This window comes from Bacillus sp. AMCV2 (assembly GCF_056033925.1).
Window position 1 is genome coordinate 1993956 of the sequence record NZ_JBVYIB010000002.1, and the last position, 15586, is coordinate 2009541.

Annotated in this window: 2 protein-coding genes; both read right to left on the reverse strand. The window is 45.7% G+C overall.

Annotated elements, in window-relative coordinates:
• Positions 1 to 2 precede the first annotated feature (2 nt).
• Positions 3 to 7685: a plipastatin non-ribosomal peptide synthetase PpsB gene (ppsB, locus tag AC0OMA_RS10135; protein WP_474222091.1), complete on the reverse strand. Its 7683-nt coding sequence runs from the start codon at positions 7683 to 7685 to the stop codon at positions 3 to 5.
• Positions 7686 to 7709: 24 nt separating this feature from the next.
• Positions 7710 to 15395 carry a plipastatin non-ribosomal peptide synthetase PpsA gene (gene ppsA, locus AC0OMA_RS10140; RefSeq protein WP_474222092.1) on the reverse strand — a complete coding sequence of 2562 codons (7686 nt, stop codon included), beginning with the start codon at positions 15393 to 15395 and terminating at the stop codon, positions 7710 to 7712.
• Positions 15396 to 15586: the final 191 nt, after the last annotated feature.

Consider the following 15586-nt stretch of genomic DNA (forward strand, 5'->3'; position numbering starts at 1 on the left):
TCCTATAGTTTGTTGACGGCTCCCATGATCTCACTCAATTCATCAAGCGTTAAGTCTTCATCAGTGAAATCAGATGCGCTCCACTCTCGGTTTTCTTTGCCGGTACAATGCTCAATGATGTTTTCCAGAGTCTGTTTAAAATGCCTGGAAAATGTTTGGATTGTTTTTTCCTCAAATTGAACCCTGTTATAGATGATGTGCATGTTCAGGCACCCCGAAGAAACGGCGCCGCTGATATCCAGTGCATAAGGACGCTCCCAGTTCGGGCTGATCTCATTTCCTGGCTTGATGTCAGACACCTCAAAGGCATTTGATTGAATATCCTGATCAAACTGGCCTAAATAATTAAAGCTGATTTCTGGGCTGTTTTTCTGAGAGCCCCATCTTTTGCTGATATATTTCAGCACGCCGTAGCCTGCGCCTTTATGCGGTATACGGTGCAGCATATCTTTTGTCTGTTTAATAAGGTGGCCCAGCCGCTCTTCTTTGTCCTTATGATCGGAATCTCTCATATCAAGCCACACAGGATAAATGGAGGTGAACCAGCCAACAGTTCTGCTAATATCGATGTCCTCAAGATATGATTCCCTTCCATGGCCCTCCATGCTGATTTTAAATTGGTTATTTCCCGTCCATTTCTGCAAAGCAAGACCTAAAGCTGTCAGAAGGATATCATTCATCTCCGTGCTGTAAGCTTTATGTGCAGCCGTTAATAGTAATTCTGTGTGATGGCGAGATAGCTCAAAATCAATCACTTCTGTATCTTTGAATGTGTTAGATGCAGCGTCATTATCTTTTGGAATAGGCTGGATGTGACGGTTCTCGCACTCATCCCAGTACGCTGCTTCGCGTTGCACCTGGCGGCTTTTAGAGTAGTCAGCTATTCTTTGTGAATACGTTAAATATGAATCTGTTTTTTGCGGCATTTTAATAGATTCTCCTGAGACTGCCTGTTTGTAAGCACCTGAAAAATCCTCGAACAAAATTCGCCAGGAAACCGCATCAACAACTAAGTGATGAATCGTCAGAAATAAATGGTCACCATTCTCGGTTCTAAACAATCCAGCGTGAAGCAAGGGGCCGGTTTCCAAACGAATATGTTCTTGCATCCGGCTGGCTGCTTCCTCAATCGTGTTCCGTGCTTCTGTTAGGCTATCCTTTACATCAAACAGTTCAAGTGCATATAGCTCCTCATCTGAAAGATCTATCCCTCTGTTTATCTGCACCTGCCTGCCATCTTCATGCCGGCATACGATTCTCAGTGCATCATGATGAGTCACAAGGCTTTTTAGTACTTTTCTAAGCGCAGCCTCATCAAATCGTTCAGCCCGGTAGATCATAACGGACTGGTTAAAATGATGGCTTTCCAGAGATTGCGAGAAAAACCACTGCTGGATAGGTGTCCAAGTAATCTCGCCTTCGACCGGGCCTTGATCAATGGCGCGTACGTTTTTTCGAACCCGGGCGGACAGTTCACCAAGAGTCTGATGTTCAAACATCTCACGTACTGTCGTTTCAAATCCGCGCTGCTTCAGTCTGGCACAAACCTGCAGCGCTTTAATAGAGTCTCCGCCAAGCTCAAAGAAATTGGCGCTTACACCCAGCTCATCTACATTAAGGAGCTCCTCCCAAATTTCAGCCATGACCGTTTCAATCTCATTTCTAGGACTGATATCATCAGCTGTATAAGCGTGTTTTTCAGGTTCTGGCAGGGCTTTCTGATCGAGCTTTCCATTAACAGTCACCGGGATGCTGTCAATTTGTATCATACGGGCAGGCAGCATAAAGTCAGGCAAGGCGTTTTTTAAGGAAGCCCGGATGTCTGATATATTCGCAGCCTGTTGATCTCTTATCACCATATAAGCATATATAGCTGTTTGCCCTTGCTCGTCTGCTCTGGTAATGACAGCCGCCTCTTTAATCATTGGATACTGAAGAAGTGCCGCTTGGATTTCGCCTAACTCAATTCGGTGCCCTCTGACTTTCACCTGCTCATCAATGCGGCCTAAGTATTCCAGCTCGCCATTTGACAGGCGCTTAGCAAGATCTCCTGTTCGGTATAATCTGTCTCCCGGAAGATAAGGATTGGATACAAAACGGTCAGCGGTCAGCTCATCTCTGTTGAGATATCCCCGTGCCACACCTTCGCCGCCTATATACAGCTCCCCTGGAACTCCGGTCGGCTGCAGGTTCATATGGGCATTCATCACATGAGCCTGCAGAGTAGAAAGAGGCCGGCCGATATTGCTTTTATTTTTTGCAATGTCTGCAGCAGACAATTTTTTGAATGTTACATGGACCGTTGTTTCTGTAATACCGTACATATTAATCAAATCAGTATGAGGATATTTTTCATTCCAGCTTTGAAGCAATCCGGGCTGTAAGGCTTCGCCGCCAAAAATCACGTAGCGGATGTTTAAATGATCTGTATGATTTTGGTCTTCAAGCATCAAGCCGTAAAAAGCAGTCGGGGTCTGGTTGAGTACAGTGACGCGCTCTTTTTTTAACAATAAACGGAATGCATGGGGGTCACGGGCTGTTTCTTTAGAGACCACGATTAATGTACCTCCGTTCAATAGTGCACCGAACATCTCCCATACAGAGAAATCAAAGCAATAAGAATGAAATAACGTCCAGACGTCTTCATGGTTAAATTCAAAAGGCAGGTTTTGATGTTTTAAAAGACTGATCACATTGCGGTGCTCGACAATGACGCCCTTTGGCTGGCCAGTCGTTCCAGATGTGTATATCACGTATGCGGGCTGATCCGTTACTATTTCTTGAATGTTTACATTAGCCGGAATTGAGTCGTTTTCACATTCATCGATATACAAAATATGTCCGGTGTAGTCTGCAGGTTTGTTTTGACCGCGCTCTGTCAGCAGCCGTTTTGCTCCGCTGTCATTGAGCATAAAGCTAATACGCTCCTGAGGATATTCAGGATCAATCGGCAAATAGGCCCCTCCAGCTTTTAAAATCGATAAAATGCCAATGATCATATCAGGTGACCGATCGAGCATCAGACCGACGATATCCCCAGTGCTGACTCCTTGTTTGATCAGCATAGCAGCTGCCCGCTCGGCTTTTTCATTCAGGTCTCGATACGTAAGCTGAGAATGGCCGCACACCACTGCGATATGCTCCGGATGCTGAGCGGCTTGCTTTTCAAATAAGCTTACTATGTTTTCATTTCTGGGATAAGCCGCATACTGCCCCATTTTTTCAAGGAGCAACCTACGCTCTGCAGCAGGAAGCAATTGCATGTCCGAAATTCTCATCTCGGTATCCGCCGTTACCCCTTTGACCAATTCAATAAAACAGGATGCCCACCGCGTAATGGTTTCTTCTTCAAAAAGAGCAGTGCTGTATTCAAAACGGCAGCGTATTCCACTCGGATGCTCCTCAGCGTGTAACGTTAAATCGAATTTAGAAATATCATGTTTAAGAGTGACAGACGAAATCGACAGACCAGGCACTTCGAACCGGAAATCTTCACTGCTTTGAAGCACAAGCATCGCATCGAACAGCGGGTTGCGATTTACCTCTCGATTTGTATCGAGCTTATCTGCCAGCTCCTCAAAAGGATAATCCTGATGCTCGTAAGCGGTCAGAGCCAGGTGGCGAATGTCCTGCAAATAGGAGCTGAACGTTTTGTGGCCCTCGGGCTTGCTGCGCATCGCCAATGTATTGACGAACATCCCGATGACGCGCTCCAGATCGGCGTGTGGTCTTCCGGCAGCAGGCGAACCGACAACAATATCCTCTTGCCCGCTTAGCTTAGATAACAAAATAGAATAGACAGCCAGAAGAATCATATACAATGTTGTTCCCGTTTCAGCCATTAAACGGTGCAGCTCATCAGCCGTGTCTTTATCAATGCTGACTTCAATTGTTCCACCGCTGAAATCAGGGAGGCGCGGCCTTGTTTTATCAAGCGGTAATTCTAATATAGGAAGATCCCCGCCAAGCTGATCAAGCCAGTAGGCCTCCTGTTTTTTGTATAGCTCTTTCGGGTAGTTCTCTTGCTGCCAAATAGCAAAATCCTTATAATGCAGATTTAAAACCGGCAGCTCCTTTCCGCAATATAAGTCAGTAAATTCTTGGACAAGAGTGCTCATCGAGACACCGTCGGCAATAATATGGTGCATATCGAGCAGCAAAAAGCCGCGGTGATTGCCCATTGTAATGACACATGCTCTAAAAAGCGGACCGGATGATAGATCAAACGGTTTGATAAAGGTCTCGATTGCAGACTCAAGCATTTGTTCTGATTCCATTTCAAGCTCTTTTAGATCAAAAGCTATCTCTTGATAAATGATCTGCACAGGCTCGTCTCTGTCAAGCACAAAAACAGTCCGTAATGCTTCATGCCGATTTACAAGTTCTGTGAGAACGCTTCTCAACCGCTGGCGATTCAGATTTCCGCGTAATTCAAGTACAGCTGGCATGTTGTAGCCTGTGCTGTCATCTGCCAGCTGATGAAGAGCATATAATCGTTTTTGCGAGAAAGACAGCGGATAGACATCTCTTTGATCCGCAGGTTCAATCTGTGTAAAAGCGTGTTCTTTTAAGCTCATCAATTTGCCCGCCATGCTTTCAACTGTCGGATATGAAAACACCTCACTGAGCGGCAGCTCGACATTAAGCTTTTTATGTATTCTTGATACTAGTGCGGCCGCTTTTAAGGACTGTCCGCCTAACTGAAAGAAATCATCACGAATGCCGATGTGCTGTTTATTCAGCACATCTTCCCAAATATGTGCGAGATCAGCTTCGATTAAGGTTCGGGGCGCCATATATGTGACACTCGTATTGTTTTCTGGTTCAGGAAGCGCAAACCTGTCAAGCTTGCCGCTGGATGTTAATGGCATCCGGCTGATGTTGATAATACTTGCTGGGATCATATAGGACGGCAATGTCCCGGCAAGATGCTGATACAAATCTGGGAGGCTGTTTCCCTTTTCTGGAACGATATAAGCAACGAGCTCCTTTTCCTCAGCAGAAACATCACGGGCCAGTACCGCTGCTTCTTTTACCCCCGGTGCTTGTCGAAGAACTGTTTCAATCTCTCTCAGTTCAATACGGTAACCCCTAATTTTTACTTGATCATCAAAACGTCCAATATATTCAATCGTTCCATCAGGCAAAAAGCGGCCTGTATCACCTGTTCGGTATAAACGCTCCCCTTCAAGGAATGGATGATCGGAGAATGCTTTCTGTGTCAGCTCTTGCTGTTTGTAGTATCCTCTCGCAAGACCCGCGCCGGAAATACACAGTTCACCCGCCGCGCCGATCGGCTGCATTTGATTTCCGTGCAAAACAAATACTTTTGTGTTTCTGATTGGGTGTCCGATCGTAATCCTCTCTTTTTCATTCAGATGCCGCAATATTGTTGTTGCCACACTGTTTTCTGTGGGCCCGTATTCATTTGCCAGTTCAGCAGAAGGACAAATCATTTGACTCAACTCAAGCAGATCAGGCGTGACCGCTTCACCCGCAAATGTCACAATACGAAGACTTTTTGCATCGTCAGCAGTCATCACTTCCAATAACACCCGGTACAGGGAAGGAACAATGATCATGTGGCTGACCTTATAACGGGCTATTTTTCGCTTAAGGGCCAGCACATCCTTCGCTTCGTCATCTGTTGTCAGTAGTACGCACGCACCAGACAAAAGCGGGGTAAATAAGCTCGTTACACAGCCGTCAAACACGTACGAAAACAAATGGAGGGATATATCCTGTTCGGTCATGCCATACTCTTCTCGTCTCCATTGCAATGTATTTGCAATACCGTGATGATCAACTAAAACCCCTTTAGGGCGCCCCGTCGTTCCCGACGTATAGATCAAGTAGGCCAGGTCACCTGGCGGCATATTTGGAGTTTCTGTTTGGTAACTTTCTGTATGTTCTATCGTTATCGTATTTCCTTCATAGGACGGAGGGATCAAGGAAATAAGGTCTTCTTCTATCAGCAATTGAGCCGCTTGACTATCCTTCAGCAGGAAAGAAAGACGTTCTGCTGGAAAATGTGGATCAAGCGGCATATAAGCGCCGCCTGCTTTCCAAATCCCAAGTAGAGCTGCAGGCATTTCCATTGACCGGTTCATCATCACAGCCACGATATCTCCAGATCCAACGCCTTTTTCTATCAGGGCGTGCGCAATCTGATTAGCTCTTATATTTAATTGGCGATAGGTCCAGCAATCGTCTCCCATTTTTAATGCAGCCGCTTCAGGTGTTTTGCGGGCTTGTTCCTCGAACAATTGGGATATCGTTTTGTTCACATAAGGACGCTCAGTTTCGTTAAACAATTGGATAACCTGTTGCTCCTCCGGCGGGACGATATTGATGTCACTGACGGCAATATCGGGATGTGCCAAAATGCAATCTAGTGCTTGTTTTAGATGCCCCTGAATCCTCAGCATCTCTTCCCGTTCATAAACGGCTGCGTTGTAGCTGAATTTGATATAAAATGATTCTCCCGGAACGATAACGATATTAAAGTCGTAATTGGTTTGTTCCGACATTGAAATGTCACTCAGCTTCAGAGCGCCTTCGTCATTTTCACTCTCCACGCTTAATGCCTGATGAAGCTGTACAGGGTAATTTTCAAAAACAAAAATATGATCGATCAACCCTTGCTTCAATGGACTATGGTTTTGAATCTCATAAAGCGGATAATACCCATGCTGTTCAGATGATAAAATATCCTCCTGCACGGCTTTGACCAGCGAAGAAAACGTTATGCCTTCCGCAGATCGGATTCGCACTGGAACAGTATTGATAAACAAGCCGACCATTGATTCAATCCCGTCAATCGCTGACGGGCGTCCCGAAATGACGGAGCCAAAAACGGCATCATCTGCAGCATTATATCGATGGAGCAGCACGCCCCAAATACTCATAAACAGCGTGTTTAATGTCACTCCCCAGTTTTGGGCAGCCTCTGTCAGTTTCTCAACCATTTCCGGCGCTAATGAAAAGCTGACCTGGTCGGCTTTATAATCCCCGTCTGCCGTGCAGCGCTTTATCCGGGGAATAGAAGCAGTATTGCCGTACTCCTTCAAATATTCGCTCCAGTAGGCAGCAGTCTCTTCTTGATCTTGTTCTCCGAGCCATTCAATATAACGGCTGTACGGCACCGTGCTGCCAAGCTGTACAGGTGAGTTATTTTTGAGCGAATCATACATGCTGAAAAACTCTTTAAGAATAATACCGAGACACCAGCCATCCATGATGATATGGTGATGTGTCCAGACACATGTATATTGGCTGTCTCCTCTATCAAAAAGGGCAAGACGCATTAAAGGATCTTTTTGCAAATCAAATCCTTTTTCCCGATCCTTAGTCATAAAAGCATCAATCAGCGTCTGCTGTTCTTGATCAGCCAGGCGAGAAATATCTTCTCTATATACTGTCAATTCCCGGTTTGATAAGACTACCTGCTGCGGACCTGTAAGATCTGGTACTTCTTTAATGAAAATCGTTCTGAAAATATCATATCTAGAAACAAGAAGGTTTAAGCTCTTTTGAAACGAGTCGACGCATAGATTCCCTGTGATCGTAAACGAGGTCTGTTCGATATATGCTTTCGAGCTGAAATCCATTAGTGAATGAAACAGCATTCCTTCCTGCATGTGCGATAACGGGTAAATATCTTGAATTTGTGCCGATTGTGCCATCAATTCCACACACCTTTTCAAAAGTTAAAGATCTTTCACGAGATCTTCGATGCTAGATAATGCAGACAACGTTAATTCCTTATTGCTGAAATCGCTCAGTGTTTTTTCGCGTGCTTTTTTCTGCGAACAATGCTCAATCGTCTCGATAAGATGCCTGTGAAAACGATCCATAAAGCACTCAATTGAGTGTTTGCTGAACACTTGGGTGTATACCGCTTTTACTTGAAGCCGTCCGTCCGTAATGAGAGCATTGATGTCCAGCTCATACTCTCGTTCTCTCTCACCCGCTATTTCGTAACTGGGCTGGTAATATGATAATTGAAACGTTTCAGCTTCCTTCTCTTCGCTAAATTGACCGAGATAATTAAAGCTGACCTCAGGCTCTTTATGCCGCAGTTCTCCTATGTGTGTTAACAATCCGTATCCAGTTCCTTTGTTCGGTACTCTTCTCAGCATATCTTTTGTCGTCTTAATTCGGTATGCGAGCTGATCCTCGAAAGGCTCGGGAATACCCATGTCTAGCAGAATAGGATAAATGGAAGTAAACCATCCAACTGTCCTTGAAATATCAATGTTTGGCACATGCCCTTCTCTACCGTGTCCCTCAGTGCTGATCACGATTTGGTCATGCCCAGCCCATTCAGAAAGCGCCATTCCTAAAGCCGTAAGCAAAAGTTCGTTGGCATCAGTGCCATAGGCTTGCTGGGTTTCAAACAGCAATTTTTCAGTCCAGTCCCCAGATAGTACAAACGCTGCTGCGTCGCTGTTCATTTGGAGTCTGTCCGGCACATTTTCTATGTCCTTAGGAAGAAAAGCAGTGTGAGCGTCTAAAATCGTTTGCCAATACGTTTTCTCTGAAAGCAATTGCTTACTTTCAGCTATTTGGGTAAGACCATCGGCGTAGGATAAATAAGAATCCGTTTTTGGCGGTAATTGGATTTCTTTCTTTTCTAAGGCCTGTTGATATGCTGCAGCTAAATCCTCAAGCAGAATTCTCCAAGAAACGCCATCTATCACAAGATGATGAAGTGCAATCAGCAAATGATCCCCTTCTGCCGTTTTAAACAAACCTGCTTGCAGCAAAGGCCCTTTTTCTACATTCATTTTGCTTTGAATGACGGTTTCCTCAGCGGCAAGTTTTTCATCAAGGTGAGCCCTTTCCAGCGATGCTTTTGTCCAATCTGAAATATAAAGGCCAAACAGTTCATGATCCTTGTGATTGATTCCGCGATTAAACTGAATGACATGGCCGTTTTGGTCACGTTGGAAAATCATGCGAATGGCATCATGATGCTCGGTTATTTTACGCAGCGCTAGATGAAGCGCGTTAGCATTGAATCCTTTTTCACTGAAAAGCATGACGGACTGGTTGTAATGATAGTGAAAAGCATGTACCTGTCCGAAAAATCTTCGCTGAATCGGGGTGAGTTCAGCTTCACCTTCCACAGGTCCCTGGTCCGCTTGAGATGCCAATGGTGTGATATGTCCGCATAGTTCCTGAATCGTTGAATAACGGAATAAGTCGCGTATTGTCATGCTCCAGCCTTCAGCTGCCAGACGTGCTGCCACTTGTAATGCTTTAATTGAGTCTCCGCCAAGCTCAAAAAAGGAATCGTGAATGCCGACTCGTGACATGCTCAGTACATCTTCCCATATATACGCCATCGTTTTTTGTATGTCGTTAACTGGTGCGGTATATGGACGCGATAACACATTATTTGGAGCCGGCAAGGCATTTCTGTCCAGCTTTCCGTTTAGGGTTAGCGGCATGTTTTCTAAAGGAATCAGATGTGCAGGAATCATATACGCTGGCAGCTCCTTTGATAAAGCAGCACGGAGAGCATTCGTATTGACGTCTGAAGGCACAATATATGCTGCCAAACCAGCCTGTCCATTTTTATCATGCTGAACGGCAACAGCAACTTCTCTGACAAGCCCCGTTTGAAGCAGAACACTTTCAATTTCTTCTGTTTCAATTCTGTATCCATTTATCTTTACTTGATAATCCATTCGGCCAAGAAGCCGGATCGTTCCGTTTGGAAGCCAGCATGCTCGATCACCGGTTCTGTACAGCCTTTCTCCAGAGACAAATGGATTTTCTGTAAATTTCATTTGCGTTAAGTCAGGTTTCTGATGATAGCCTTTCGCAACACCTGCCCCGCCGATGCACAGCTCGCCGGCAACACCGATCGGCTGAATTTGATCAGTCTGGCTGAGTACGTACATGTGTACATTCGGCAGCGGGCTGCCGATTGGTACGTTATCTCCCGTACACTCTCCACCCATACTGGTCTCATAAAAGCTCGAATCAATGGTTGCCTCTGTGACACCATAGCTATTAATAATGCGCATGCTTTGGCCAAAGCGATCTGTCAATGTTTTGAAATCTTGAGCTTTCACCATGTCGGAGCCAAGAATCAGTATGTCTAAGTCAGGAAGCTTGAACTGGTTACGGTATACATACTCCATCACCGGGATAATGAGAGCCGGTGTCGACTCCATCACCGTGATTCTCTGAGAGTTCATGATTTTATATATTTCAGCAGGTTCCAGCCGTGTTTCATCTGGGCAAACGATTAGAGTCCCGCCGTTGGTCAATGTTCTCGCCAAATCTCCTGAGAAGACATCGAATGAAAAGCTCGCGATTTGAAGCAGTCTGACAGGCTTCCGATCCAGCTCATATATTTGACGCCATGCAAGAGCAGCATGAGTAAAGTTCCGATAGGTGACAATGACGCCTTTAGGCGCACCCGTCGTTCCTGACGTATAAATGATATATACCGGCTCTTCAGGAGCAGGAGATAAGTTAAGGTTGCAGCTATTTTCTTCATAAGAGCTTTCATCGTCAAGGCAGATGGGAGACATCTCAGATTCAGGCAAGTTTGAAATCAAATGCTTCAACTCCTGCTGTAAAAGAAGAATATCTGCCCCGCTATCACGAAGAATGTATTCAATACGAGCTTTTGGATAATGTGAATCGATCGGGATATACACTCCGCCAGCTTTCATCACTGCCAGCACTCCAACAATTGCATCGATGGACCGCTTGGCTAAAACAGCCACAGTTGGCTTCGGTCCTTTTCTGTTTTGCAATGTTCGTGCCAGACGATTGGCTCTTTCATTTAGAAGGCGATAGCTAATCTCTGTTTCGTTATCAATAACAGCTATATGTTCTGGAATTTCTTCAGCTTTCGCTTCAAATATGCGATGAAAAGGAACATCTTTTTGAGCAAATTCAACCTGAGTTTTGTTAAATCCAAAGACTATTTTTTGTTTTTCTTTATCACTAAGTATGTTTATTTGTGCAAGGCTTGTTTCAGGAGTTGAAAGTGCCTCATGCAGAAATTCGATAAAATGATCAGCCCAGCGTTCAATCGTAGCTTTCAGGAATACTTCTGTACTAAATTCCATTTCGCAGCAAATAGATCCATTTATTTCCGTAGCTATTAATGTGATATCAAATAAAGATATGTGATGCGAGAAATTGGCAGGCCGGACTTTTATTTCTCTCAGATCTATGTCTTGTTTTTCCACATTTTGAAGGATAAACATCGCATCAAACACTGGGTTCCGGCTCATATCTCGTGTCAATTCAAGCTTATCAACAAGTTCTTCGAACGGGTAATCCTGGTGCTCAAAGGCTTCCAATGCTGTCTCACGCACTTCCTGCAAATACTGTACGAATGGCTTCCCGCCCTCCGGGCGCGTCCGAAGCCCCAGCGTGTTCACAAACATGCCGAGTATCGGCTCAAGATCCTTGTGCGGCCGGCCGGCAATTGGCGAGCCCACAATGATATCTTCCTGTCCGCTTAAGCGTGACAAGAACGCGGTGTAAGCCGCAAGGAGCACCATGTACAGTGTGCTTCCGTTTTCTCGTGCCAGCTTGTGAAGGCCTGATGCAACCTCTTGATCCAGCGTAAATGAGACCTTGTCACCCGCGAAGCTTCGCACCGGCGGGCGGGCATGATCAGCCGGAAGATCCAGCACAGGCAGCTCGCCCTCGAGCTGCTTCAGCCAGTACGCTCCCTGCGTTTTGTACGCGTCTCCTGTTTTGAATCCTTCTTGCCATACGGCATAATCTTTATATTGAATGCGCAGTGCCGGAAGCTTCCGATTATTGTACAGCTCGCCGAATTCCCGAATCAGAATGTTGACGGAAACACCGTCTGAAATGATGTGATGCATATCAACCAGCAACAGGTGCCGCTCATCTGATACCTTTACGATTTGGGCACGGAACAGCGGCGCTTGGCTGAGATCAAACGGTTTGATAAATGCGGCTGCGGCCTCCTGTTCGGTTCGTTCGCCGAGAACTGTAGTCTGTAACGTAAACGGCACCTCGTCATGGATGCGCTGCACCGGATCGCCTCCTGCGTCCTGTTCGAAGGCGGTTCGAAGCGACTCGTGGCGCTTGATCAGCTCTTTGAAAGCTCTGTCCATCCTTTCAGGGTTGAGCTTCCCTTCGAGCTCTAACACAGCCGGCATATTGTAGCCTGTCCCTCCGTCCTCCAGCTGCTGAAGGACATAAATCCGCTTTTGGGCAGAGGAAACCGGATAGGTTTCCTGTTTTTCAGCGGGCTTAATCGCTTCATATGGACTGTCCGTTCCTTCACGGATAACGGTAGCCAGTCCTTCTACTGTCGGATGGGCAAACACATCTTTTAGCGGCACCTGTACATCGAATTCTTTGGCGATCTGTGAGACAAGCGCCGTTGCTTTTAAGGAATGTCCCCCGCGGTCAAAAAAGTTGTCGTGAATCCCGACAGGGCCATTTTTCAGCACGTCCTCCCACAGCTGAGAAAGCTTCATCTCAGTCACGTTTCTCGGCGCCGTGTAGGTCTCCGCATCTGCCGCTCCGTCAGGAGCTGGCAGGGCGTTTCGGTCGAGCTTTCCGCTTGGTGTAACCGGCCACTGTTCCATTTCTATCATATAGGCTGGGACCATGTAGCCCGGCAACAGTCTCTCAAGCTGCGCTCGGACTTCGTTTCTTCCGAGCCCTTCTACATAAGCGCATAATTCCGGCTCCCCGCTGTCTGTCCGTACGGTAACGGCCGCCTCTCTTACACCTTCTATACTTCTTAGTGCCGCTTCAATTTCTCCCGGCTCAATCCGGTAGCCGCGGATTTTCACCTGATCATCCAACCGCCCGAGGAATTCAATATTCCCGTCAGGGAGCCAGCGCGCCACATCCCCTGTTTTGTACATGCGTTCCCCCGGGTAAAACGGGTCCTCAAGAAAACGCTCCTCCGTTAATGCCGGACGATTCAAATAACCTCTGGCAACACCCGCTCCGGCAATGTACAGTTCGCCGGCGACACTAGAAGGCTGTACGGCTAAATGCTGATCTAAAACATACAAACGCGCACCAGGTACGGGCTTCCCAATCGGAATCCGCAAACGATCCCTGTCCCGTTCTGGATCCAATACGTAAAATGTCGCGTCTACCGTTGCTTCTGTCGGTCCGTAACCATGGATTAATGATACTTGCGGCAATACAGAAGCAAAACGGGCTGCCGTACGCGGCGCAAGCGGTTCACCTCCGGCGAATACACGCTTTAGGTTTGTCCCGTCACCGAGCGCTAACATTTCCGCTTGATCGAGAAAGCTGTTCAGCATAGCCGGAATAAAATGAGCCGTTGTCACTTTTTCCTGATGAATGGCTTTTACGATCAATGCGGAGTCTTTTTCCCAGCCGGGCGGAAGCAGATACGCCGAAGCACCGGAAAGAGCCCACCAAAACAGCTGCCACACGGACGCATCAAAGGAAAAAGAGGTTTTCACCATGACAATGTCATCTTCTGAAAGCGGAAACTGGTGCTGCATGCCGGTCAGAAAAGAAACAGCCTGGCGGTGCTCAACAGCTACCCCTTTCGGCTGCCCGGTAGAGCCCGATGTATAGATGACATAGGCGAGAGATCCGTCGCTAACAGAAGCAGACACATGACGTTTTACTTCTTCACGATCAAGAGATGTCATGTCCACTTCAAGCATTTCGCCAGAAAAGTTCGGTGCGGAGCATCCCGGCTGTGTCAGCAAGAGCGATGCCCCGCTGTCTTTCAGCATGTAGCTCAGCCGCTCCTTTGGATACGCAGGATCAAGCGGCAAATACGCCCCTCCGGCCTTCAAGACAGCAAGGACAGCGATCAGCATGTCAGGTGAGCGTTCAGACAGGATCCCGACGATACTTTCGTTTGTGACGCCGCGTGCCGTAAGGTGCGCAGCCAGTCGGCTGGCGTACATGTCAAGCTCAGCGTATGTCAGCGAACCGCCTGAAAAGCGAATGGCCAGCCGCTCCGGTGTGAAAGCTGCCTGTCGCTCAAACAGCCCATGCAGGGTGAAAGCTTTAGGCGAAACAGCTTCCGTCTTGTTAAACTCACACAACAATTTTTGCTTTTCTCTTGTATTCGTCATATCTAATTCTCTTATAAAGCTGTGCGGATATTGAAGGGCGTTTTCCAGTATGGTAAGCAGATGAGATTGTATTCGTTTAATATCCTCAAGAGAAAACAAGGTATTTTGATAGTCGAAATTTAATTGAATGGTTCCATTGTCTATCCGTTCTTGTATTTGAACTGAAAGCTCGTTCGCGGTGTATCCGCTGAAATAAAGCGCTGTTTCATAGTCAAAATCATCTGCATTATGCCACTGAAGTGGCTGATACTGCATAGATATACCGATAAGGTTGTGTAAATCCTTCTGTTCATTTCTTAATTCATTTACAAGCAAATTATAAGGAAACCGTTGATGACGCATAACAGAAAGCTGTTCCCTGCCTATTGTGCGGACAAAGGAAAGGAAATCTGTGTCAGGATCAACCGTTATTCTGATTGGAAGAGAACTAACGAACATGCCGAGCATTTCTTTTTCAGCCTTTGACCCTCTGTTGCCATAGTAGGTGCCAATGGCAAGATCTTTTTTAGTAGTGATTCGGCTGATGCATATGTAAAATGAAGCCATAAATAAGGAAATGATATTGATCTTGTGTTCTTCGCAGAAGATTCGAATCGTTTGCTCTAGATCAGGTGAAAGAATGATGGTGTCTCTGGATGCAGATGTGCTCTGTTTTTGTAAGGACGTCTGGTCGGCTAACGAGTGGTATTCCAACGGGTGCTCAAAGGTTTGCGTCCAAAATAAACGGTCCTTTGCAAACCGCGGAGAATGTAGATATTGACTCTCTTTTTCGATGTAGCTCAAGTAAGAAGGTTCCGGCTGATCAGGTAAAGGATCTTTCTTTTTCATTTTTTGATAAAGATCTATAATTTGATTTCCCATCACGTTTAAAGAGATTCCATCCATTATGATATGATGGAATTTCGCAAATAGCCAAACTTCATGAGAGTCAATTCTAAGGAGGTAAAATTGATAAAGAGGCGAGTTGAACAGTTTAAATGGAATGCTCGCTTGATCCTGAATCCATTGCTCTATTTCTATCATTTCAACATTTGAAAAATCAATTATTCTAAGTGGATAATATTTATATTCAGTAAGGTGCAATCGCGGCTCAAGCTCTTCTCCTTCTAACAGCTGAAATCTAATGGCGTCGTTGCGGGAGATGGAATGATTCAGCGCTCCCTCCAGAGTATCAAGCTCAATATTGCCTTTGAATTTCACACAGGCTGTGAGATTGCAAATGCTGGTATTTGGCTCCAGCAGTTCGGTAAACCACACTCTCCTTTGGGCATGGGTTAAAGAATAAGTATGTTCGCTCAACGGATTCCCTCCAGTTCTCATAATAAGAGGATAAGAAAAAGTAGAAAAAAACAGAAAAATGTCAATAAAAGAAATTATATGACTATATAATCCATATATGCACTATATTAACGGATATTTTTTAAAGTACAATAAAAAACATTAAATTTTTATAACATTTTTTTGAATATAGTATTATTTCTTTATTTTTC